Here is a 21,944-nt window from a genome sequence, read left to right on the forward strand (position 1 = left end):
ACATATCAAACACAAATGATAATCCCTCTCATTCGCAACATTATTCAAACAATCGGGGAAATTTGTGCAGACCGCTTTTGTCGTCCGGAAGAACAGAAAACATAACGTCATCCCACGCCTTTCCGGCGCTGTAGGCATGGCGGTCGCAGCCGCCCCGGTAGCTGCCCAATCTGCCGGCACGACCGTTGCCGCCGTGGAATTGCCCGCGGTCACAGTCAGCGGCGCCAACGAAAGTGGCTTCAAGGCTGACACGGCATCGTCGATCAAGACGCCAGGCGCCCTGCTCGATACGCCCAAGTCGATCACCATCATTCCGCAGGAAGTGATCCAGAGCACCGGTTCGACCAGCCTGAGCGATGTGCTGCGTACGGTTCCCGGTATCTCCTTCGGCGCCGGCGAAGGCGGCAACCCGGTGGGCGACCGGCCCTTTATCCGTGGCTACGATGCCCAGGCCAGCACCTTCCTGGATGGTTTCCGCGATATCGGCTCGCAGAGCCGTGAGTTGTTCAATGTCGAATCGGTCGAGGTCACCAAGGGCCCGGCCGGCGCCTACGACGGCCGCGGCTCGGCCGGCGGCAGCATCAACATCGTCAGCAAGGCGCCCAGGTTGACGAGCTTCGCCGAAGGCAACATCGGCGTCGGCAATGCGGACTACAAGCGTGCCACGGTCGACGGCAACTGGAAGTTCGCCGACCACGCGGCCTTCCGCCTGAACGCCATGTATCACGATGCCGGCGTCGCCGGGCGCGATACCACGCATCAAAATCGCTGGGGCTTCGCACCGTCCGTGGCTTTTGGCCTGGGTACCGACACGCGCCTGACGCTGTCCTACTACCACATGCAGTCGGACGATATCCCCGACACCGGCATCCCCTACAACAACCCCACCTTCAACCGCCGCACGGATGGCCGCCCGCGCGTGAGCTTGGCCGGCGACGGCTCGCCGGTGAACGTGCCGCGCAACACCTACTACGGCTTGTCCGACCGCGATTTCCGCAAGGACAAAGCGGATATGGGCACCATTCGCTTCGAGCACGATTTCAGCCCCGCGCTCAAGTTCCGCAACCAGACCCGCATTGCCAGGACCAGCCAGGACTACATCTGGACCCAGCCGGACGACAGCCAGGGCAACCTCTACTACGGCATGATCTGGCGCCGCGCCAACACGCGCGTGGCCACCGCCAATACCATTGCCAACCAGACCGACCTGTCGGGCGAGTTCACCACCGGCACGATCAAGCACAAGTACGCCTTCGGCGTGGAGTTCGCGCAAGAGAAGAGCGAGAACGACAGCTACAACGTGGATACGGGTGGCACCAATGGCAACCGCTGCCCGAGCGGCCCGGGCGCGGCCGGCGGCTACAACTGCACCACGCTGTACAACCCGAACCCCAACGACCCGTGGTCCGGCGCCATCAGCCGCGTGAACAACCCGACCAACTCGAAGACCAACACCAGCTCGGTCTACGCCTTCGACTCGATCGAGCTGAACAAGCAGTGGCTGCTCAATGCCGGCGTGCGTTTCGACCGCTACAGCACCGAGTTCCAGGCGGCCCGCGCGGCCAACGGCACCCGCGCCGAGTATTCGCGTGACGACAACCTGTTCAACTACCAGTTGGGCCTGGTTTACAAGCCGGTGGACAACGCCAGCTTCTACGTCTCCTACGGTACCTCATCGACGCCGGCCGGCTCTTTCCTGGCCCAGGGCAGCGACGGCAACCCGCTGGCGCCGGACCGCAATGGCCGCAATCCCGGCTCCAACCTTGCCCCCGAAAAGAACCGCGCCTTCGAAATCGGCACCAAGTGGGACGTGCTGCGCAAGCGCCTGGCGCTGACGGCGGCGATCTTCCGCGTGGAAACCACCAATGCGCGCATCACCATGCAGGACGGCACCGCCGCCATGGCCGGCGATAAACGCGTGGATGGCGTGGAACTGGGCTTCTCGGGCAACGTCACCGACAAGTGGGCCGTGTTCGGCGGCTATACCCACCTGAAGAGCGAACTGCGCAACAACGGCGGCTCCGGTGCGGCCTTCGGCGCCACCAACGGCCAGGCCTTCCCCAACACGCCGGCGGACAGCTTCAGCGTGTGGAGCACGTATCAGATCATCCCCAACCTCACGGTGGGCGGCGGTGCGTACTACGTGTCCAAGGTATGGGGCAGCGAAGCCAGCAACAAGTGGGTGCCCTCGTACTGGCGCTTCGACGCGATGGCCTCGTATCGCATCAACAAGAACGTCGCGCTGCAGCTCAATGTGTTCAACCTGGCCGACAAGGTCTACTACAACCAGGCTTACGCCAGCCACTACGCATCGATCGCTCCCGGACGCTCTGGCGTCCTGAGCCTCAACGTGCGTTATTGAGCGCGCAAGCGCTCGACAAACCCTGCGCTGCTGGCCGGTCTGGCAGACCGGCCAGCCCGCACACGGCACACCACCCTTGCGGCCCGGTGTGCCGTTTTTACTTTATCCGCCCTGTATGGACACTCTGGACACTTTGGACACTCTGGACTCGCTTCCCTTTCGCATCGCCTCTCCCGGAGAGCTCGACCAGCTCGGCCCCAACGGCCTGGCCGACAAGCTCCGCGAGCCGCCCCACCTGGCGCTGCCCTGGCTGGGCGGCGCAGCCGTGCAGGGCAACCTCGACGCGCAGATGATTCTCGGCCAGTGGTTTCTCGCTGGCCACGGCCTGGAACGCGACGAAGCCCGCGCCTTTGCATGGTTCAAGTACGCCGCGCACGCCGGCCATGCAGGTGCCTCGAACATGACCGGCCGCTGCTACGAAAACGCCTGGGGCACGCTGCAGGACGATCACGCGGCAGCGCAGTGGTACACCCTCGCGGCGCAACGCGGCTCCGACTGGGGCATGTACAACCTGGCAACCGCGCTGGTGCTGGGCCGCGGCATTACCGCCAGCCGCTCGCAAGCCCTGGACTGGTATCTGCGGGCCGCCGGCATGGGGCACGCCAAGTCGCTCAATATCGTAGGGGGCTTCTACGAGGACGGCTGGGAAGTGGAACGCGACGCGGCCGTGGCAATGGACTACTATCGCCGCGCGGCCGAAGGCGGCGATTTTCGCGGGCAGTTCAACTATGCCCGCGCGCTGGCGCTATGCGGCCAGGAACATGAGGCCATCCGGTGGGTACGGCAGGTGCCGCGCACCGCCAACGGGCCCTTCATCGAGAAGATGCTCGCCTTCTTGCGCGACGCGCCCGACGCGGCGCTCAACCAGTTGTATTGCCACGCGGATGACGCCGCGCAACTCAGCTCACGCGAAACCCAACCTTCAACGTGACCTGGAAGTGCGCGACCTTGCCGTCCGCGATGTGCCCGCGTGTCTCAACCACTTCGAACCAGTCGATATGCTTGATGGTCTCGCTCGCCTTCTCGATGGCGCTACGGATCGCCGAGTCGCAGCCGTCCGGCGACGAACCCACGATCTCGACCAGTTTGTAGGTGTGGTTTGACATGTCCGCCCTCCTTGGCGCGTTGGCCGCTGGCTATGATCCGCACCCGCCAGCTCGGTGCTCCGGATACGTTTCTCCATCATAGGCAGCGGGCGTGGCAAATCCCAAGTGCGGTTACTCGCCGAAAGGATTGCTGACGTGTTAAGGACCGCCCCTGCGCCGGCGTTTCATGCCGAAGGCTGGGCCGCGCGCCGGCGCGCCGGCTGGTCAGATACCGCTCGGCGCCGCCCCGCGATGTCCTCGGCCAGCCATTCGACGAAGGCACGCACCGCCGGCGGCAGGTGGCGCCCTGCCATGGTTTGTACCTGCAGCGCGCGCTGCTGCATGGCGCGGCTGGCAATCGGCACCAGCACGCGCCGCTCCGCGCGCAGGTTGTTGCGCACCGCCAGGGATCCCGTCAGGTACACCGCATCCGCATAGGCCTGGTAGCCCACCAGCGCGCTCAGGGAATTGCTGCTAAGCAATATGCGCGGGCGCAGCCCTTCCACGCCGCAGGCCAGGTCGAACAATTGCCGGATGGTGTTGGTCTCGCTGGGCAGCGCGAGCGGATATGCCACCACCTCCCTCAGGCTGGCTCGCTTGAGCGCGGCCAGCGGATGCTTGCGCGCCACATAGGCATAGACCGGCGCGACCTCCGAATAGGCGACCTCGATGCCTTCCTGCGCGGCGATGGCGAACGTCAGCGCCAGGTCCACCGCCCCCTCTCGCACCATGCGGGTGGCGAGCGCGGGCGCGCAAACCTCAAGCGAAAAGCTCACGCCGGGAAAGCGGCGCTGGAACAGCGCCATGGCGTAAGGCATGTAGTCCCGCGCGAAGCCGTCGGTGCAGGCCAGCCTGACCTTGCTGTGCGCCACGCTAAGCAGGCCCTGGAGATCGGCCTGCAAGGTCTGCGCGTCGAGGAAGGCGCGGCGTCCGTATTGCTGCACCACCTGTCCAGCCTCGGTCAGGCGCATGCCGCGCGGCTCGCGCTCGAAGAGCGTGGTGCCGAGCTCCGCTTCGAGCCGGGCGACCTGCCGGCTGATGGCCGATACAGCCACATGCAACGAGGCAGAGGCCGCGCTGAGCGAGCCACGCTCCGCCACTTCGAGGAAATAGGCCAGCGGTACCGCGTGGATCGATGTGAGCTTCATGGTTGTGCTTCTATGCTTCTGGCTTGCGTGCCGGTGGCGGGATAGGCGAGCAGCACGCGCAAATGCCGCGCCGGCCTTTGCGCAATGATAAGCCTGACCTTCAATTGCCTTGCTGATTTTAGAAAGCAGCTTTCTACCCGGGCCGAGCGCCAATGGTGCCGAAATGCCATGCAGCGCGGCCCGCGCGGCAAGTTCTCGCGCAAACGGCACCGTGGCGGTGCGGGTAGTGCGCCGTGCCACGCCACGAGCGGGCGTGAACGGGCGTAGAGAGACCGCAAATGCTGTTGGCATTGCGACACGCCCTTTGCCGGAACCGGCCCGGCAGCCTCTATCGTTACGCCATGCCCCGGCCGCACGGCGCGAGCAAGCCAGCATGCAAGCGGCAGGGGCGCCGACAGAAAGCAAAGCGAAGCAAGGAGACCGATCTCATGGAAGACATCTGCTACCTGGGCGCCGTGGACATGGCCCGCGCCATCCGCAGCCGGGAGTTGGGCGTGCGCGAAGTCGTGGACGCGCATATCGCGCGCATCGAGCGCGTCAACCCGGCCGTCAACGCCATCGTCACCACCACGTTCGACCAGGCGCTGGCCGCGGCCGATGCGGCCGACACGGCGATGGCGCGCGGCGCCGTGCCCGGGCCGCTGTTTGGCCTGCCGGTGGCGCACAAGGACTCCTTCCTGAGCGCGGGCGTGCGCACTACCTTCGGGTCCGCCGTGTACCGGGATTTCGTGCCGGCGCAAGACAGCGCGGTGGTGGCGCGCCAGCGGGCGGCGGGCGCCATCATGCTGGGCAAGACCAACCTGCCGGAATTCGGTGCCGGCTCGCACACCTTCAACGCCGTGTTCGGCGCCACGCGCAACCCTTACCGCCAGGACGTCTCGGCCGGCGGCAGCAGCGGCGGCAGCGCGGCGGCGCTGGCCGCGGGCATGGTCGCGCTGGCCGATGGCTCGGACATGGGCGGCTCGCTGCGCAACCCGGCCAGCTTCTGCAACGTGGTGGGCTTGCGCCCGTCGATCGGCAGGGTGCCGATGACGCCGGCCAACCATGCGTTCAACACGCTCACCGTGGGCGGGCCGATGGGCCGCTCGGTAGCGGACGTGGCGCTGATGTTCAGCGTGCTGGCCGGCGACCATGCGGGCGACCCGCTGGCGATCGCCAGCGACGCCAGTGATTTCGCCACCCTGCCCCGGCTGGATGGCAAGGGCCTGCGAGTGGCGCTCAGCCCGACGCTCGGCGGGCTGCCGTTCGAGCCGGCGGTGAGCCGCATGTTGCAGGAGGGTATTCGCCAGTGCCAGGCACTGGGCTGCACGGTGGACGAGGCGGAGCCGGATTTCAGCGGGGCCGACCACGCTTTCGAGGTGCTGCGCGCGCTGGCTTTTGCCACCAACTATGGCGCGGCGCGCGCCGAGCATGGCGAACTGATGAAGGAGACGGTGCGCTGGAACATCGACCTGGGGCTTGCCCAGGACGGCGCCGCGATTGCCGAGGCCGCGCGGGCCCACAGCCGCATGTTCGCGCGCATGCAGGCGCTGCTGGAGCGCTACGATTTCCTGATCGCACCGGTGTCGCAGGTGACGCCGTTTGCCGTTGAAACCGAGTATCCGCAGCACATCGAAGGCGTGTCCATGCCGAGCTACATCGGCTGGATGCGCTCCTGCTACCGCATCACCATCACGGGCCATCCGGCCATCTCGGTGCCGTGCGGCTTTACCGCAGACGGCTTGCCGGTGGGCTTGCAGATCGTCGGCAAGTATCGCGGCGAGCGCGCGCTGCTGGCGTTCGCGCAACTGTTCGAGCAGGCCAATCCGGCCGGTCGCATCCGCCCGGCGTTGTAAGCCGCCGCGGCGGGCGCCGGCCAGGATCGGCGCACCGACCACATTGATCGCAACACAAGGGGAAACACAGATGTTTGCAACGCACATGACAAGATGGACACTGGACAAGACCAGCGGCGTGGCCCGATGCATCCTTGGCGGTGTAGCCGCTTGCGCGGCCCTCATGCCCGCCGGGCCGGCGCTGGCCCAGACGTACCCTGACAAGCCGATCAAGCTGGTGGTGCCGTTCCCCCCGGGCGGCTCCACGGATGTGCTCGCCCGCCTGGTGGCGCGCAAGCTGGGCGAGGTACTGCGGCAATCCGTGGTGGTGGAGAACAAGGCCGGCGCCGGCACCATCGTCGGCGCCGACTATGTGGCGAAATCCACGCCTGACGGCTACACCCTACTGCTCAGCGCAGCCACGACGTTCACGGTGAATCCGGTCACCTATTCGCGCCTGCCCTACGATTCGCTCAAGAGCTTCGAGCCGCTCGGCATGGTTGGCTCCACCGCGCTGGTGCTGCTGGCCAATCCGGCAGTCAAGGCGGATACGCTCAAGCAACTGGTGGCCGAGGCCAAGGCCAAGCCCGGTGGCATGTCCTACGGCTCCTATGGCGCGGGCACCACCGCGCACTTCGCAGGCGAGATGCTCAACGCGGCCACCGGCATGGGCTTGCTGCACGTGCCTTACAAAGGCAGCGCGCCCGCCATGGCCGACCTGATCGGCAACCAGATCCCGCTGTCCGTCGATACCGTGGTGGCAGCCGCGCCGCAACTCAAGGGCGGCAAGGTCAAGGCCATCGCCGTCACCAGCGCCACGCGCTCGATGCTGTTGCCCCAGGTGCCCACGGCGATCGAAAGCGGCTATCCCGGCGTGTCGCTCAGCACCTGGTTTGCCATCGTCGCGCCCAAGGGCATTCCCTCGCCGGCACGCCAGACGCTGGAAACCGCCATTGCCAGCATGATGAAGGATCCTGCGCTGCAACAAAGCATGACCGCCAACGGCTTCGAGCCGGAGTACGGCAGCGCCGGCGAATACCGTGCGCGCGTCACCAGCGAGATCGCGCGCCTGCGCAAGATCGCGCAAGCCGCGAATATTCACGCGGACTAAGCGATCTCAGCCTCGCATGGCCCCATGCGAGGCCGCACGCTCGCGAAAGAACGCTTCGAAGAATTCCACGCACACCCGGATCTTGGCCGAGCTGGTCAGGCGCGAGGGGTACACCGCCCAGATATTCGCCTCCTGGCTGCATTCGGGCAGGATCTGCTCCAGCTCGCCCGCGGCCAGCATCGGCCCCACGTCCCACAGTGAGCGCAGCACGATGCCACGGCCGTCGACCGCCCAGCGCACTACGATCTCGCCGTTGTTGGACGACAGCGGCCCCGTGACCTTGACGGTCTGCTCCGCGTTGCCGTTACGCAGCTTCCAGACGCCGAAGGGATGGTCGCGCTCCTTGATGACCAGGCAGTCATGGCTGGCCAGGTCGGCCAGCGTGCGCGGCCGGCCGCGGCGCGCCAGGTAGGCGGGAGACGCGCACAGGATGCGGTGGTTGTCGCCAAGCCGGCGCGCGATATGGTGCGGCGCGATCTCATCGCCCACGCGGATGTCGAGATCGAAACCTTCGGTCGCCACATCCACCAGCCGGTCGAACACCTCGAAGCGAACCTGGAGCGCCGGGTACAGCGTAGACAGCTCGGAGATGGCCGGGGCCACGACGCGGCGCCCGAAGCCAAAGCTGGAGCAAACCCGCAGCAGGCCACGCGGGTTGCGGCGCGTGCTTGAGACTTCTTCGTAGAGATGATCGATGTCGTCCAGGATGCGCTGCGCCAGCGCATAGACGCGCTCGCCATCCTCGCTCACCACCACGCGCCGGGTGGTGCGGTGGAAGAGCTTTACCGCAAGCGCCGTTTCCAGCATCTGGATGCGCTTGCTGATATAGGCCGGCGACACGCCAAGCGCCTCCGCGGCGGCGGAGAAGCTCGATTTGCGCGCTACCTCGATAAAGACGCGCAGGTCTTCATTGAGCAGGTCATTCTTCACGAAGTATGTTTTATCTATTCACGGATTGGCCGATTATATTCCACCTGGAGTTCCGTACCATGGGCCATCCCAATCCCGACCACGAGCATCCGCCATGACAACGACCTCTCCCGCGCCCTTCCGCATTGCCGTCATCCCCGGCGACGGCATCGGCAATGAAGTCATGCCCGAAGGCCTGCGCGTGCTGGAAGCCGCCGCCGAGCGCTTCTCGCTGGCGCTCGAATTCGTCCGCTTCGACTGGGCGCACTGCGACTACTACCTGCAGACCGGCGCGATGATGCCGGCGGACTGGCGTGAACAGCTGGAAGGCTTCGATGCGCTGTATTTCGGCGCGGTCGGCTGGCCCGCCAAGGTGCCGGACCACGTCTCGCTGTGGGGTTCGCTGCTGAAGTTCCGCCGCGAGTTCGACCAGTACGTGAACCTGCGCCCGGTGCGGCTGTTCGAGGGCGTGCCTTGCCCGCTGGCCAACCGCAAGCCGGGCGACATCGACTTCTTCGTGGTGCGCGAGAACACCGAGGGGGAATACACCTCGCTGGGCGGCCGCATGTTCGAGGGCACGGAGCGCGAGGTGGTGCTGCAGGAATCCGTGTTCAGCCGCGTGGGCACCGACCGCGTGCTGCGCTACGCCTTCGTGCTGGCGCAATCGCGCCCGCGCCGCCATCTCACGGTGGCGACCAAGTCCAACGGCATTGCGGTCAGCATGCCGTACTGGGACGAGCGCACCGACGCCATGGCGCAGCACTACCCGGATGTGACGGTTGACCGACAGCACATCGACATCCTGACGGCGCGCTTCGTGCTGCAGCCCAACCGCTTCGACGTGGTGGTGGCCTCCAACCTGTTCGGCGATATCCTCTCCGACCTGGGCCCGGCTTGCGCCGGCACGATCGGGCTGGCGCCGTCGGCCAACCTCAACCCGGACCGCAAGTTTCCGTCGCTGTTCGAGCCGGTCCACGGCTCGGCGCCCGACATCTACGGCAAGGCCATCGCCAACCCGATCGCCATGATCTGGTCGGGCGCGCTGATGCTGGACTTCCTCGGCGGCGCCGAAGGCATGGCGGCGGCCGATAGCGCGCGCTACCGAGAGGCGCACGACGCCATCGTGCACGCCATCGAGGCGGTGCTGGCACAGGGACCGCGCACGCCGGACCTGGGCGGCGAAGCACGCACCGGGGACGTAGGCGAGGCGATCGCGGCGCTGGTCCGCAAGGCGAGTGCGCAGGCCCTCGCCGCCTGAGGCTCTCAAGCCGCGCCACGCGCTGCAGGGCGCGGCATTACCCTTGCGGAGTGCGCTGCGGCCTGCGGCCGGAGGCAGCACACCGCGCAGATGCCTTACTTTGCTTTTCCGGTCGCCTGGACGGCCACGATCACGTGCGTCGGCAGCCTGGTCTCTTCGTCGCGGCATAGCGCCGCCCGGATGCTGACCGGCAACTGGCGCCCATCCTTGCGCACAAGGCGGGCTTCGAACGCGCACCGATCCTCGGTTCCGCTGAGCAGGCCCTGCAGCGCTTCGCCGTCGCCCGCCAACAGATCCGGCAGCGTGAGCGCCGCCAACGCCGCTTCCGAATAGCCGAGCATGCCGGTCAGCGCCGCGTTGACCGACTCCCATTGCCAGCCGATCCCGATCAGCGCCATGCCCTCGGACGCGAGTTCGAAGACCGCGCGAAAGCGCGCCTGCTGATCGCGCAGCGACTGCTCCACCGCCTTGCGGGCGGTACTGTCCATGCTGATGCCGACCATCTTCACCAGCCGGCCTTCGACATCGCGGATGGGCGTCGCGCGCGAGGAGATCCAGCGGATGCCGCCATCCGGCGGCAGGATGCGGAAATCGAACTCATGCGGCTCGCCGGTGCGCAGCGAATCCTCGTAGATCCGTTCCATCATCGGGATGTCTTCGGGGTGCGCGCGCTTCCAGAAATCGGCATTGCTGGCGATCGGCCAGCCGTACACGCTTTCCACATTCGGCGAATAGGTGACGGCATCGGTGATGAGATTCCACTCCCACGTCACGATGCGCGCGGCCTCCTGCGCGAGTTTCATCCGCGCTTCACTGTCCATGATCTCTGCGGTGTACTTGCGCCGCACATCGGTCATCGGCAACGAAACAGCGCTGGAGGACTCGGCCTCGCGCTGGGCCTCCTCGCCGTAGCGCAGCCAGATCCAGTTGACGTTGAGGAACGCGGCCAGCTTGCGCAGGTTGTCATAGTCGATCTCGCCGCCGCGCGTCCATTTGTGGATGGCCGGACGCGACAGGCCCAGCGCGGTGGCAACGGCCTGGAGCGTGAGCTTCTTATGCTCGAGCAATTCCTTCAGGCGGAAAGCAAAGCTGTCTTCTTTCATGGTGTCGGCCTGATGAACCCGGTCACCCAAGGTCAGGCCCGTAGCGAATCCTAAGAGTCCGAAAGGATACACCGCCGGCATGCCGGCCCCGTCAGTGCGCACCGCTAACCCGTAACACCCAGCGAAGTGCGCCGCTCGCCACGCCTGCCGCGACATTTCGGGGGCAGCCTCCACATAGGGCGAAATCCCGCTTGTGCAAGCCGAATTTCTTCCTTAGACTAGGCCTCGTTAACTGTTGGTTATTGTAAACCATTGGTTAATTTCATAAAGGAGTTCAGAGAAAACTTCACCCCCGCAACTGTCAACCATTCCATGCGCGCAGACGCAATGGAGGAGGAGACCAAATTGAGTACTACCAAAAGCAGCAGGGACTTGTTCCTGACAGGCTGCACCGTGGCTGCAGTCGTAGCCACCGTGGTCGCCATGACGATGTGGCCCGACCAGGCCGCGGCCACCGCGTCGCAGCTGTTCAACTGGGCCACGCGCTCGTTCGGATCCCTTGTTCAGATTTTCGTCTTCGGCTGCGTCCTCGCCTGCATGGCGCTGGCGTTCAGCAAGTACGGCAACGTGCGGCTGGGCGAAGGCAAGCCGGAATACTCCACGCTATCGTGGGTCTTCATGTTCATCTGCGCCGGAATGGGGTCGTCGACCATGTACTGGGGCGTGATGGAATGGGTGTACTACTATCAGTCGCCGGGCCTGAATATCGCGACAGGCACGCGCCAGGCGCTTGAGTACAGCGTCAGCTATTCGTTCTTCCACTGGGGCCTGAGCGCGTGGGCGGTCTATGCCTTGCCTTCGCTCGCCATGGCGTATCACTTTCATGTCCGCAAGAACAAAGGCCTGAACCTGGCATCGATGGTCGAGGCCGTGACCGGCTTCAAGGCCGGCGGTCCGGTCGGCCGGGCGGTAGACCTGATCTTCCTGCTGACGATGTTCGGCGCGCTCACGGTGTCGATCGCGCTGACGGCCTCCACCTTCACGCGCGGCCTGTCGGGCCTGACGGGTGTGCCCGATACCTTCATGACGCAGTTGATCGTGATCATCGGCGTCTCGGTCATCTTCTCGCTAAGCTCCTACGTGGGCATCGATGGCGGCATGCAGCGCCTGAGCCATATGGTGTGCTGGGGCGCGCTGTTGCTGGCCGCCGTGGTGCTCGTGGTGGGCCCGACGCTGTTTACTGCGAACAACGTGGTCAACGGCCTCGGCCTCATGCTGCAGAACTACATCCACATGAGCCTGTTCACCGACCCCACGGGCGACGGCGCCTTCAGCCGCGGCTGGACGGTGTTCTACTGGCTGTGGTGGGTGTCGTATTCGCCGGGCGTGGCAATGTTCGTTGCCCGTGTGTCGAAGGGCCGCAAGATCAAGGAAGTGATCTACGCCCTGTTGCTCGGCGGCAGCGTCGGTTGCTGGTTCTTCTTCGGGGCGCTGCAAAGCTACAGCATGCACCAGTTCATCAGCGGCGCGATCGACGTGCCCCGCATCCTGAAGGAGCATGGCGGCGAATCCGCGGTGGAAATGCTGTTGACGGCCCTGCCCGCCGGCAGGCTGTTCCTGGCAGCCTACCTGTTCATCATGATCATTTTCCTGGCGGCGCACGTGGATGCCGTGGCCTATGCCGTGGCCGCCACCACCACGCGCAATCTGCGCGAGGGCGAAGACCCCGCGCCGGGCAGCCGCGTGTTCTGGTGCGTGCTGCTAACGCTGGTACCGTTGGCCATGCTGTTTACCAAGGCATCGCTCGAGACCATGAAGACCGCCGTGGTGCTGACCGCGATCCCCTTCCTGGTGATCCTCGCCATCAAGCTATTCGGCCTGTTCCGCTGGCTGCTGCAAGACTACGGCAACGTGCCCGCGCATGACATCGAAGCCGGGTTCGTCCCCATCCGGAATGCCGGCGCCCGGGCGTGCGACGGCCGGCCTCCCGAAGCCTTGCCGCGCGACCAGTCCGCTACCGCGACGCTTTGAAACGCCGGCCCGGCAACGGGCTTTCTTTTTGCACAATTTGTTAAACACTGATTAACGGTTAACCATCATAGATCATGAAGAATATTGCTCCGCTCGCACCTGAGTTCTGCGCCGACCCCGAAAACGCATGGACCCTGCCCAAGTCGTACTACACCAACGAGGCGGTCTTCGACTTCGAGAAGGAAAAGGTCTTTGCCAACAGCTGGATCTGTGTCGCCCACCGCAGTGAACTGGCCCAGCCCAACGACTACATCACGCGCCAGGTCATCGGCGAGAACATCGTCGTGCTGCGCGACCGCGACAACGTGCTGCGCGCTTTCTACAACGTGTGCCCGCATCGCGGCCACGAGCTGCTCTCGGGCAGCGGCCGCGCCAAGAACGTGATCACCTGCCCGTATCACGCCTGGACCTTCAAGCTCAACGGCGACCTGGCCCACGCACGCAATTGCGAGAACGTCGCCAACTTCGACAAGGACAAGTCCAGCCTGGTGCCAGTCAAGGTCGAGGAGTACGCCGGTTTCGTCTTTATCAACCTCAACCCGGACGCCGGCACGGTGGAGGAGCAACTGCCGGGCTTGCAGGCTCGCATGCGTGAAGCCTGCCCCGTGATCGACGACCTGCACCTGGGCGCGCGCTTCGTGACCGAGACGCCGGCCAACTGGAAGAGCATCGTCGACAACTACATGGAGTGCTATCACTGCGGCCCCGCGCACCCCAGTTTCGCGGACTCGGTGCAGGTCGACAAGTACTGGCACACGCTGCACGAGAACTGGTCGCTGCAGTTCGGGCATGCCAAATCGTCCGAGAAATCGTTCAAGCTCGACGAGTCGGTCAAGGACCCGAGCTTCGCCGGCTTCTGGGCGTGGCCTTGCACGATGTTCAATGTGCCGCCCGGCGCCAACTTCATGACGGTGATCTACGAGTTCCCGGCCAGCGCCGAAGTCACCCTGCAGCACTACGAGATCTATTTCCTCAACAAGGAACTGACCGAAGAGCAACAGAAGCTGGTCGAGTGGTATCGCGATGTGTTCCGGCCCGAAGACCTGCGCCTGGTTGAGAGCGTGCAGCGCGGCCTGAAATCGCGCGGCTATCGCGGCCAGGGTCGCATCATGGTCGACCAGCAGCGCAGCGGTATCAGCGAACACGGCATCGTGCATTTCCATCAAAAGATGGCCAAGCAATACCAGCCCGCCTAAGCCAAAGGAGCCAGCATGAAACTCAACGACGACACGCTGTTCCGGCAACAGGCCTTCATCAATGGCCGCTGGTGCGATGCCGCGTCCGGCGACACGGTGGCGGTACTCGATCCGGCCCAGGGCGAACAGGTCGGCACCGTGCCGCAAATGGGCGAGGCGGAAACCGTCGCCGCCATCGAGGCAGCCAACGCCGCGTTGCCCGCCTGGAAGCAACGCACCGCCAAGGAGCGCGCCGGCTTGCTGCGCAAGTGGTTCGAGCTGATCCTGCAGCACGAGCACGACATTGCCGCACTGATGACGCGCGAGCAAGGCAAGCCCCTGCAGGAAGCACTGGGCGAGGTCCGCTATGCCGCCTCGTTCATTGAGTGGTTTGCCGAAGAAGCCAAGCGCCTCTATGGCGACGTCATCCCCTCGCCTGCGGCCGACAAGCGGCTGGTGGTGGTGCAGGAGCCGATCGGTGTCTGCGCGGCCATCACGCCGTGGAATTTCCCGGCCGCGATGATTACCCGCAAGGCCGCGCCGGCCCTCGCCGCCGGCTGCACCATGGTGGTCAAACCCGCGAACGAGACGCCGTTCACCGCGCTAGCGCTGGCCGAGCTGGCCTTGCGGGCCGGCATTCCCCCGGGCGTGATCAACGTTGTCACCGGTGACGCGGTCGCCATCGGTCGGCAACTGACCAGCCATCCGCTGGTGCGCAAGCTGTCGTTTACCGGCTCGACGCCCGTGGGCCGCCTCCTGATGGCGCAATGCGCCGGCACCATCAAGAAGGTCTCGCTGGAGCTTGGCGGCAACGCGCCCTTCATCGTCTTTGACGACGCCGATGTCGAAGCCGCTGTCGAAGGCGCCTTGCAGGCGAAGTACCGCAATGCCGGGCAGACCTGCGTGTGCGTGAACCGGCTGTACGTGCACGACGCGGTGTACGACCGCTTCGTCGAGCTGTTCGCTGGCAAGGTGGCCGCGCTGCGCGTCGGCAATGGCTTCACCGCGGGCAGCGAGATCGGTCCGTTGATCACCCACAAGGCCGTGGCCAAGGTCAGCGAACTGGTCGACGATGCCATCGGCAAAGGCGCGCAGCTGCGTATCGGCGGCCGGCCCCATGCCGCCGGCAAGCAGTTCTTCGAACCCACGGTGCTGACCGAAGTGATGCCCGGCATGCGCGTGCTCGACGAAGAGATCTTCGGGCCGGTTTCGCCGATCGTGCGCTTCTCCTCCGAACAGGATGTGGTGCACATGGCGAATGACACCATCTATGGCCTGGCCGCCTATTTCTACAGCCGCGATATCGGCCGCGTCTGGCGTGTCGCCGAACAGCTCGAGTACGGCATGGTCGGCATCAACACCGGGATGATCTCCAACGAAGTCTCGCCGTTCGGCGGCGTGAAGCAGTCGGGCCTGGGCCGCGAAGGCTCGCGCTACGGCATCGACGACTACCTGGAAAAGAAATACCTGTGCATGGCGCTGTAAGCCCCGTACGGGAAAGATACCGAGCATAAGGAAAGAAGGAAGCAGCATGGGCAACCCCTACCAGTCGATGCGCGTCACCGTCACCCGCATCGAAGACGTCACGCCCCAGATCAAGCGCTTCACGATGGCGCTTCCGGAAGGCGGCCCCATGCCGGGCTTCACCGGCGGCGGCCATGTCATCGTGCAGATGGAAGACGGCGGCCAGCGCTACAGCAACGCGTATTCGCTGATGAACTCACCCGAGGACCGCAGTTGCTACCAGATCGGAGTGCGGCGCGAGGAACGGTCCAAAGGCGGCTCCGCCTTCATGCACGACAAGGTGCGCGCTGGCGACACGCTGACCATCACCACGCCGAACAATATGTTCGCCTTGCGCGAGGCAGCGCGGCACCACGTCCTGATTGCCGGCGGCATCGGCATTACGCCTTTCATGTCGCAACTGCACGACCTGCGCCGGCGTGGCGCGCGCTACGAGCTGCACTACGCCTTTCGCAGCCCGGAGCATGGGGCCTTTCGCGACGAGCTTGCCAGCGCGCCGGATAGCGACCGGTTCCGCTTCTATGTCGACAGCCTGGGCCAGAAGCTTGACCTGGCCGCGCTGCTGGGCAACCTGCAGGACGACGCGCATGTCTATGTGTGCGGCCCGCAGCCGCTGATAGGCGCCGTGCAGGACGCAGCGGCGGCACATGGCGTTTCAAAGGACCGTGTGCACTGGGAGCAGTTCGCCGCGGCGCCGCAAAACGGCGACGCCTTCTCGGTGGTGCTGGCGAAATCCGGCAAGACCGTGGAGGTAGCCAGTGGCGAAACCATCCTCAAGGCCATCGAACGCGAAACCGCGGCAAGTGTCGAGTGCCTGTGCCGGGAAGGGGTGTGCGGAACCTGCGAGACCCGCATTCTGGAAGGCGAGGCAAAGCACTGCGACCAGTACCTGAGCGACGACGAGAAGGCCGCCCAGAAGACCATGATGATCTGCGTGTCCCGGGCCAAGGGGCCGCGGATCGTCCTCGACCTGTAGTTACCACAACCAGTACCCGCCAAGCCGGGGATGACACCCGGCTACCAGGCAAATCGACAGAATCGACGGACCGGAGGAGACATCGATGCACAAGACAGCCTTGCGCTGGCTGCTTGCGGGAGCCCTGTTGCCCGCCGCCGGCAGTATCCACGCGCAATCCAGCGTCAACCTGTACGGCGTGATCAGCACCGCCGTGCGCTACACGAGCAATATCGACGGCTTGCACCGCGACCAGGCAGAACTGGTATCGAGCGGCATCGGCGGCAGCCGCTGGGGCCTGAAGGGCGAGGAAGACCTGGGCGGGGGCAACAAGGCGGTGTTCCTGCTGGAAAACGGCTTTGGCACCGACAACGGGATGACCGCTTACAACGCGCTGTTCGGCCGGCAGGCCTACGTCGGCCTCGCCACCGCATGGGGCAGCCTGACCTTCGGCCGCCAGTACAACGCCTTGAACAACGTGGGCTGGAGCTTCAACCCGCTGGACCAGAGCTGGGGCAATTTCTGGTCCGACCCCTTGTACCTGGGCGGCGATATCTTCTTCCAGGACTACCGCATCAACAACAGCGCGGTCTACAAGGGCACCCTGGGGCCGGTGACGGTGCAACTGGACTACGGTTTTGGCGAGCAGGCCGGCAGCACGAGCAAAGGCCAGACCCTCGGAGGCGGCATCATGTACCAGGGGGGGCCGCTCGCGCTCGGCGTGTCCTACGACCAGCGGCGCACGGCCAACGGCGCCAACACCATCCGCAACTGGTCGGCGGGTGGCTCGTACGCCGTTGGCAAGTCCACCCTCTACCTGGGGCATATGGGTCGCCGCGAGGATGCTGGCGCCGCGCGCTTCGGCATCTACTTTGCCGGACTCGGATACCAGGCCACGCAGGCCTTGCACCTGTCGGCTGCGTACTATCGCTACCAGCAAAGCGGCGGCGTCACCACGCAGTTCCAGGCCACTCCCCGGTGGCTCGGGGCCGGCTCGGCGCACGCCATTGCGGCGGTGGCGGATTACGCGCTCTCCAAGCGAACCAGCCTGTTCCTGGAAGTCGATGCGATGAAGGCGCGCGGCGGCGCGGTGGGGCGCGAGACGGAATATTGGGGAGGCAGCCCCGTGACAGCGGCCGGCGGCACGACGCGGGTCGGCGTCATGCTTGGCATGCGGCAGATCTTCTGAGGATGCGATGCCAGCCAGGCCCTCGCGCTCGGCTGGCCCGGCGCGGCGCAGGGGGGCGGTGTTCACGCTGGCAAGGATCATGCCATCGCCCTCGCGCCACCTGGCTGCCGTTGAGGATTCGTTGCGATGTGTTGCCGAACGCGTTAAACGCATGCATGCACCGAGAAAGTGTTTGTCCTTTCCGGCGCATACGTTCTACCTTACGAGTGTGCGCCCTGCCTTTCCGGAGACCGCAATGGCAATCCGTTCCACCGCATCACACAGCACCGCGCAGTTGCGACGGCTAGTCGGCCAGTTGCAGGCCGAGGTCGACTCGCTTGATCACCTGGCGATCTTCGACGCCGAGACCCAGACCGCGCTGGGCCAGGCCCGCGACCGCCTCACCCAAGGCATCGAGGCGATCGAAGATGCCATCCAGAGCCTGCGCACCCTGCAGCAGGTGCGCCCCTCGGCCATGCGCAGCCGCAAGACGCCGCGCGCTGCCTGATCCACAGGGACGCGGCCTCATTGTCCGAATCGCTCAGAATTCCTGCACGGTCGGGCGCAGCACAATCTCGTTGATATCCACGTCGGCCGGCTGCTCGATCGCATAGGCGATGGCGCGGGCCACCGAATCGGCCGGGATGGCTTGCTGGTAGAACTCGCCCACCACCTTGGCGCTTTGCGCGTGGGAGCTGCCCAGCTTGAGCTCCGAATCGACGGCGCCCGGCGAAATCACCGTGGTGCGGATCGCCCCCCCGGTTTCATGGCGCAGGCCTTCGGAAATGGCGCGCACAGCGAACTTGGTACCGCTGTACACCGTGCCGCCCGGGCTGAACACCTTCACGCCCGCGACCGAGGCAATATTGATGAAGTGCCCCGCGCCCTGCTTCTGGAACACCGGCAGCGCGGCGGCAATGCCATACAGCACGCCCTTGACGTTGATGTCGATCATGCGCTCCCATTCCTCGACCTTGGCCTCGCTCATGGGGGCAATGGCCATGAGGCCCGCGTTGTTGATCATGACGTCGATGCGGCCGAAGCTGGCTATGGCCTTTTGCACCAAGGCCTCGACATCGGCGCGCCGGCTCACGTCGGCGACCACCACTTCCACCTTGCCGCCCTTGGCGCGGATCTCGGCGGCCAGGGTTTCCAGGCGGTCGCCGCGACGCGCGGCGAGCACCAGCGAGGCGCCCGCCGCGCCCAGGTGACGTGCGGTGGCTTCGCCCAGCCCGCTGCTTGCGCCGGTGATGACTACAACCTTGCCTGCGATGTTCGTGCTCATTGTTCACTCCGGAAAACTGCAGGCCCGTTGCCTGCCGACCGAAGTGATTATGTTGGCGCCAGCGATCAATAAAAATGGAAACGTTCTGATTTCAGTATTCCATTTTTTGGAATTTACCAGATGGCAGCTCACGGCTCACAGCCAACTGTGCCCGGCGGCCGTATCCCGCGGCGCCACGCATTCAAGCCCGCGGGTGACGGGAAGCGCGCTCAGCGCGCCGGTACTGTGTCCTTGTCGCCGAAGTAAGCCACCAGCGCATCGAACACCAGCCGGATACGCATTGGCACCGGGCTACGGCGCGAGCGATAGATGTACAGGCCCCACGGCGCGGGCGCGAAGCGCTCCAGCACGCTGACCAGGCGGCCCGTGCGCAGATGGGGCTGCGCGAGATAGTCGGGCAACTGCCCGTAGGCGAGCCCGCAGAGGATCGCCTCCATCTCGGTCTCCGGGTCATCGGTGAGAAAGGCTGGCGCGCGCGGGTTGAACTGCTCGCCCTGGGCGAAATACCACGGCCACGCACGGCCGCTGCTGCGGTCGATCAAGCCCGTGGTGGGCAGCGCGGCGAGTTGGGCCAGGTCGGCCGGCTTGCCCACGCGCGCCACCAGCTCCGGCGTGCCCACGACATGGAAGCCCACCCGCGTCGTCATGCGCGCCACCAGCCGCTGGTCGCGGAACATGCCCAGGCGCAGGCCGATGTCGATCTCGTCGTCGACCACATCGGCAACCTGGTCCGAGAGCCGGATGTCGAGCGTGATGCCCGGATGCGCCAGCGCTACCTCCCGCAGCGCCACCAGCAGATGCTGCCGCCCAAGCGTGCTCGGCGCGGTAATGCGCACGACGCCCTTGAGCTCCGTGTCCGAGCGGCTGGCCGGATGAGCGAACAAGCTGTCGACATCGACCAGCGCCGCGCGGGCGCGCTCGGCCAGTTGCTCGCCGGCGGCGGTGATGCGGATCTGGCGGGTGTTGCGGTGGAACAGCGGCTCGCCCACGGCTTCCTCGAGATCCTTGACTGCGCGCGTGACCGTTTGCGGCGACGTGCCCAGCCGCACCGCCGCGGCCTTGAACGAAGCCGACTCCGCTGCCGCGCAGAAGATCCTCAGCATTTCCAGCCGGTTGAGCATGGTGGTATGCGCCGTGGAGATGCAGGCGCGTGGTGATTATGCAGAGCGCGATTATAGAAGCAGCCGCGACACTCAATGAGAACTGTCGCATTGACGCGCTGGTCTATGTAGGTTGCGCGTCGTTTCGCATCGCGTTTCTATCTGGCAGAATGCCCGACGCCCGCGCGCGGCCTGCGCCGTCTGCGCCACGCGCGCGATCGGCTCTTCTCGTCTATTCCATCTGCAAGTTGTAAGGATTCATTTCTCGCATGAAGAAGTTTTTTTTCTCGGTGGCGCTGTGCCTGGCATCTGGCATGGCCAGCGCTTCCGGCGGCTTTTCCCAATGTCCTCAATTCTTCGCGCAAAGCGCGGCCCCCAAGGCACCGAGCTCGGCCGAGCTCAAGCTGCGCCCGCTCTGCTATGACGCCTTTGCGGTCATGCACTCCGGCCGCAGCAAGACCCCGCTGTACGTAGCCGAGCGCCTGTCGCGCGCGCAGCTGATCGACGCCAGGGACGAGGCGCGAACCAATCGCTTCTTCTCCGATGCGCGCCTGCCCCGCGCGGAGCGGGCGGAACTGGACGACTACAAGGGCAATGAGGGCCTGGACCGTGGCCACATGTCGCCTGCCGCCGACCAGCCGACCGCGCAAGCCATGTCGCAGTCGTTCACGCTTGCCAACGTCGTGCCGCAGTACAGCCAGAACAACCGCAAGGCGTGGGCTTCCATCGAAAAAGCCACGCGCAAGTACGCCATGCGCGCGGCCGGCGACATCTATGTCATCACGGGCCCGGTCTTCGATGGCAACGTCCGCACCATCGGCAATGGCAAGGTCTGGGTCCCCACGTATCTCTACAAGCTCGTCTACGACCCGTCGACCAACCGCGCCTGGGCGCACTGGATCGAGAACTCCGATGCCGCCCGGCCGGGCAAGCCGATCTCCTATGGCGAACTGGTGAAGCGCACCGGCATCGAGTTCCTGCCTGGCATCCAGCCGGCAAGTTGATCCGCCAGGCACGCCGGGCTGCGGCACGCCCGGCACGTCTGCCCGGACAGTGGCACACTTGTGGTCTGCCGGATCTTTGTCCTCCCTATCAAACTCAATGGAGCAAGCCACCATGCCGAACCACAGCAAAAGCCAATGGATCCGCGTTGAAACCGAAGGCGGCGCCTTCGACGCCTACCTGGCCCTGCCGCCCACGGGCAAAGCCGCCAATGCCCCGGGCATCGTGCTGGTGCAGGAAATCTTTGGCGTCAATGAGCATATTCGCGCGGTAGCGGACCAGTACGCCCTCGACGGCTACGTGGTGCTGGCGCCCGACGTGTTCTGGCGCCAGGCGCCGCGTGTGGAACTGGGCTATGCGGGCGCGGACATGGCGCGCGCCATGGAGTTGCGCCAGAAGGTGGATGTGGAGCTCGCGGTGAAAGACATCGCCGCCACCGCCAAGGTATTGCGCGGCCAGCTCGACGCGGGCGCGAAGATTGCGGCGGTGGGCTACTGCTTTGGTGGCCTGATGGCCTACCTGAGCGCCGCGCGCGGCCTGGTCGATGCGGCGGTTCCTTACTATGGCGGCGGCATCCAGAACAACCTGCAGGAAGCCGCCAATATCAAGGTGCCGGTCCAGTTCCACTACGGCGCGCTCGATGCCCATATCCCGGCGGATGCCGTCGAGAAGGTGCGCGCGGCCGTGGCCGGCAACCGCCAGGCGGAAATCCATGTCTATGCCCAGGCCGATCACGGCTTCAACTGCTGGGCGCGCGGCTCGTATCATCAGCCGTCCGCCGTGCTGGCCCACGGCCGTGCCCTGACCTTCCTGGCTGGCGTGCTGTCCGCCTGAGCCAGCTGCAGCCATCGGGCTGCACACTCGCGCCACGGCCCAACCGAGGCGCGGGGCCTCGCTGTTATCTTCCCCTTGCGCCGGGCGTCCTGCCCGGCGTCTCCCACCCTCCCCCCACGCCAGGGCGGCTTGCGCCGGCG

Annotated in this window: 19 protein-coding genes; 13 read left to right on the top strand and 6 right to left on the bottom strand. The window is 65.5% G+C overall.

The annotated features are described in order from the left end of the window. The first annotated feature begins 136 nt into the window (after positions 1-136). Both ACYP5B_RS40405 and ACYP5B_RS40410 read left to right on the top strand, forming a co-directional pair. Positions 137-2,362, top strand: coding sequence for a TonB-dependent receptor (locus ACYP5B_RS40405; RefSeq protein WP_459573383.1), 2,226 nt, complete (start codon positions 137-139; stop codon positions 2,360-2,362). Between the two features lie 142 nt (positions 2,363-2,504). Further along, positions 2,505-3,293, top strand: coding sequence for a tetratricopeptide repeat protein (locus tag ACYP5B_RS40410; RefSeq protein WP_459573407.1), 789 nt, complete (start codon positions 2,505-2,507; stop codon positions 3,291-3,293). Here the strand turns inward: ACYP5B_RS40410 and ACYP5B_RS40415 are convergent. Both ACYP5B_RS40415 and ACYP5B_RS40420 read right to left on the bottom strand, forming a co-directional pair. Further along, positions 3,262-3,468 (bottom strand): dodecin, encoded by a 207-nt coding sequence (locus ACYP5B_RS40415; RefSeq protein ID WP_400099020.1) that lies wholly within the window; start codon positions 3,466-3,468, stop codon positions 3,262-3,264. The two genes, ACYP5B_RS40410 and ACYP5B_RS40415, sit on opposite strands and share 32 nt — an antisense overlap. A 164-nt stretch (positions 3,469-3,632) precedes the next feature. Then, positions 3,633-4,595 carry a LysR family transcriptional regulator gene (locus ACYP5B_RS40420; RefSeq protein ID WP_400099022.1) on the bottom strand — a complete coding sequence of 321 codons (963 nt, stop codon included), beginning with the start codon at positions 4,593-4,595 and terminating at the stop codon, positions 3,633-3,635. A 428-nt stretch (positions 4,596-5,023) separates the two neighbouring features. Here ACYP5B_RS40420 and ACYP5B_RS40425 point away from each other — a divergent pair, with 428 nt between their 5' ends. Next, positions 5,024-6,430, top strand: a complete 1,407-nt coding sequence (locus tag ACYP5B_RS40425; protein WP_459573385.1) for an amidase — start codon at positions 5,024-5,026, stop codon at positions 6,428-6,430. Between the two features lie 85 nt (positions 6,431-6,515). Continuing rightward, positions 6,516-7,520, top strand: a complete 1,005-nt coding sequence (locus ACYP5B_RS40430; RefSeq protein ID WP_400099025.1) for a Bug family tripartite tricarboxylate transporter substrate binding protein — start codon at positions 6,516-6,518, stop codon at positions 7,518-7,520. 6 nt (positions 7,521-7,526) lie between these two features. On the opposite strand, the gene ACYP5B_RS40435 is transcribed toward ACYP5B_RS40430, so the two are convergent. Continuing rightward, positions 7,527-8,450: a LysR substrate-binding domain-containing protein gene (locus ACYP5B_RS40435; protein ID WP_318233987.1), complete on the bottom strand. Its 924-nt coding sequence runs from the start codon at positions 8,448-8,450 to the stop codon at positions 7,527-7,529. Between the two features lie 94 nt (positions 8,451-8,544). Here ACYP5B_RS40435 and ACYP5B_RS40440 point away from each other — a divergent pair, with 94 nt between their 5' ends. Continuing rightward, positions 8,545-9,687: a tartrate dehydrogenase gene (locus ACYP5B_RS40440; protein WP_459573387.1), complete on the top strand. Its 1,143-nt coding sequence runs from the start codon at positions 8,545-8,547 to the stop codon at positions 9,685-9,687. 95 nt (positions 9,688-9,782) lie between these two features. Here ACYP5B_RS40440 and ACYP5B_RS40445 read toward each other — a convergent pair whose 3' ends face one another. Continuing rightward, positions 9,783-10,790: a PAS domain-containing protein gene (locus ACYP5B_RS40445; protein ID WP_459573388.1), complete on the bottom strand. Its 1,008-nt coding sequence runs from the start codon at positions 10,788-10,790 to the stop codon at positions 9,783-9,785. A gap of 345 nt (positions 10,791-11,135) precedes the next feature. On the opposite strand from ACYP5B_RS40445, the gene ACYP5B_RS40450 reads away from it, so the two are divergent. The 6 genes from ACYP5B_RS40450 (at position 11,136) to ACYP5B_RS40475 (ending at position 18,091) form a co-directional block, all read left to right on the top strand. After that, the gene (locus ACYP5B_RS40450; RefSeq protein WP_459573389.1) at positions 11,136-12,761 is read left to right on the top strand and encodes a BCCT family transporter; all 1,626 of its coding nucleotides are present in this window, start codon (positions 11,136-11,138) and stop codon (positions 12,759-12,761) included. A gap of 74 nt (positions 12,762-12,835) precedes the next feature. Further along, on the top strand, positions 12,836-13,957 hold the full coding sequence (locus ACYP5B_RS40455; RefSeq protein WP_459573390.1) for an aromatic ring-hydroxylating oxygenase subunit alpha: 1,122 nt from the start codon (positions 12,836-12,838) through the stop codon (positions 13,955-13,957). A 15-nt stretch (positions 13,958-13,972) separates the two neighbouring features. Continuing rightward, complete coding sequence (locus ACYP5B_RS40460; protein ID WP_459573391.1) at positions 13,973-15,421, top strand: NAD-dependent succinate-semialdehyde dehydrogenase; 1,449 nt, start codon at positions 13,973-13,975, stop codon at positions 15,419-15,421. A gap of 46 nt (positions 15,422-15,467) precedes the next feature. Beyond that, positions 15,468-16,436 carry a PDR/VanB family oxidoreductase gene (locus tag ACYP5B_RS40465; RefSeq protein ID WP_459573392.1) on the top strand — a complete coding sequence of 323 codons (969 nt, stop codon included), beginning with the start codon at positions 15,468-15,470 and terminating at the stop codon, positions 16,434-16,436. Positions 16,437-16,521: 85 nt separating this feature from the next. Continuing rightward, entirely contained in the window at positions 16,522-17,604 is a 1,083-nt protein-coding gene (locus tag ACYP5B_RS40470; RefSeq protein WP_400101007.1) for a porin, read from the top strand. 235 nt (positions 17,605-17,839) lie between these two features. After that, the gene (locus tag ACYP5B_RS40475) at positions 17,840-18,091 is read left to right on the top strand and encodes a hypothetical protein (protein WP_006163098.1); all 252 of its coding nucleotides are present in this window, start codon (positions 17,840-17,842) and stop codon (positions 18,089-18,091) included. A gap of 33 nt (positions 18,092-18,124) precedes the next feature. On the opposite strand, the gene ACYP5B_RS40480 is transcribed toward ACYP5B_RS40475, so the two are convergent. Both ACYP5B_RS40480 and ACYP5B_RS40485 read right to left on the bottom strand, forming a co-directional pair. Beyond that, positions 18,125-18,868: an SDR family oxidoreductase gene (locus ACYP5B_RS40480; RefSeq protein WP_318233979.1), complete on the bottom strand. Its 744-nt coding sequence runs from the start codon at positions 18,866-18,868 to the stop codon at positions 18,125-18,127. 209 nt (positions 18,869-19,077) lie between these two features. Then, positions 19,078-19,989 carry a LysR family transcriptional regulator gene (locus ACYP5B_RS40485; RefSeq protein WP_459573393.1) on the bottom strand — a complete coding sequence of 304 codons (912 nt, stop codon included), beginning with the start codon at positions 19,987-19,989 and terminating at the stop codon, positions 19,078-19,080. A gap of 248 nt (positions 19,990-20,237) precedes the next feature. Between ACYP5B_RS40485 and ACYP5B_RS40490 the strand changes: the two genes are divergently transcribed. Together ACYP5B_RS40490 and ACYP5B_RS40495 are read left to right on the top strand one after the other, a co-directional pair. Next, a complete protein-coding gene (locus ACYP5B_RS40490) occupies positions 20,238-20,972 on the top strand; it encodes a DNA/RNA non-specific endonuclease (protein ID WP_318233977.1) in 735 nt (244 codons plus the stop codon). A 112-nt stretch (positions 20,973-21,084) separates the two neighbouring features. Continuing rightward, positions 21,085-21,804 (top strand): dienelactone hydrolase family protein, encoded by a 720-nt coding sequence (locus ACYP5B_RS40495; protein ID WP_400101013.1) that lies wholly within the window; start codon positions 21,085-21,087, stop codon positions 21,802-21,804. Positions 21,805-21,944 lie beyond the last annotated feature (140 nt).

It is taken from the genome of Cupriavidus sp. 8B (assembly GCF_054589115.1).

Coding starts and splice junctions, on each gene's coding strand:
- ACYP5B_RS40495 (WP_400101013.1), top strand. CDS start 21,085: ATGCCGAACCACAGCAAAAGCCAATGGATCCGCGTTGAAACCGAAGGC.
- ACYP5B_RS40485 (WP_459573393.1), bottom strand. CDS start 19,989: ATGCTCAACCGGCTGGAAATGCTGAGGATCTTCTGCGCGGCAGCGGAG.
- ACYP5B_RS40475 (WP_006163098.1), top strand. CDS start 17,840: ATGGCAATCCGTTCCACCGCATCACACAGCACCGCGCAGTTGCGACGG.
- ACYP5B_RS40405 (WP_459573383.1), top strand. CDS start 137: ATGGCGGTCGCAGCCGCCCCGGTAGCTGCCCAATCTGCCGGCACGACC.
- ACYP5B_RS40465 (WP_459573392.1), top strand. CDS start 15,468: ATGGGCAACCCCTACCAGTCGATGCGCGTCACCGTCACCCGCATCGAA.
- ACYP5B_RS40470 (WP_400101007.1), top strand. CDS start 16,522: ATGCACAAGACAGCCTTGCGCTGGCTGCTTGCGGGAGCCCTGTTGCCC.
- ACYP5B_RS40490 (WP_318233977.1), top strand. CDS start 20,238: ATGAAGAAGTTTTTTTTCTCGGTGGCGCTGTGCCTGGCATCTGGCATG.
- ACYP5B_RS40425 (WP_459573385.1), top strand. CDS start 5,024: ATGGAAGACATCTGCTACCTGGGCGCCGTGGACATGGCCCGCGCCATC.
- ACYP5B_RS40430 (WP_400099025.1), top strand. CDS start 6,516: ATGACAAGATGGACACTGGACAAGACCAGCGGCGTGGCCCGATGCATC.
- ACYP5B_RS40440 (WP_459573387.1), top strand. CDS start 8,545: ATGACAACGACCTCTCCCGCGCCCTTCCGCATTGCCGTCATCCCCGGC.
- ACYP5B_RS40480 (WP_318233979.1), bottom strand. CDS start 18,868: ATGAGCACGAACATCGCAGGCAAGGTTGTAGTCATCACCGGCGCAAGC.
- ACYP5B_RS40415 (WP_400099020.1), bottom strand. CDS start 3,468: ATGTCAAACCACACCTACAAACTGGTCGAGATCGTGGGTTCGTCGCCG.
- ACYP5B_RS40420 (WP_400099022.1), bottom strand. CDS start 4,595: ATGAAGCTCACATCGATCCACGCGGTACCGCTGGCCTATTTCCTCGAA.
- ACYP5B_RS40460 (WP_459573391.1), top strand. CDS start 13,973: ATGAAACTCAACGACGACACGCTGTTCCGGCAACAGGCCTTCATCAAT.
- ACYP5B_RS40455 (WP_459573390.1), top strand. CDS start 12,836: ATGAAGAATATTGCTCCGCTCGCACCTGAGTTCTGCGCCGACCCCGAA.
- ACYP5B_RS40445 (WP_459573388.1), bottom strand. CDS start 10,790: ATGAAAGAAGACAGCTTTGCTTTCCGCCTGAAGGAATTGCTCGAGCAT.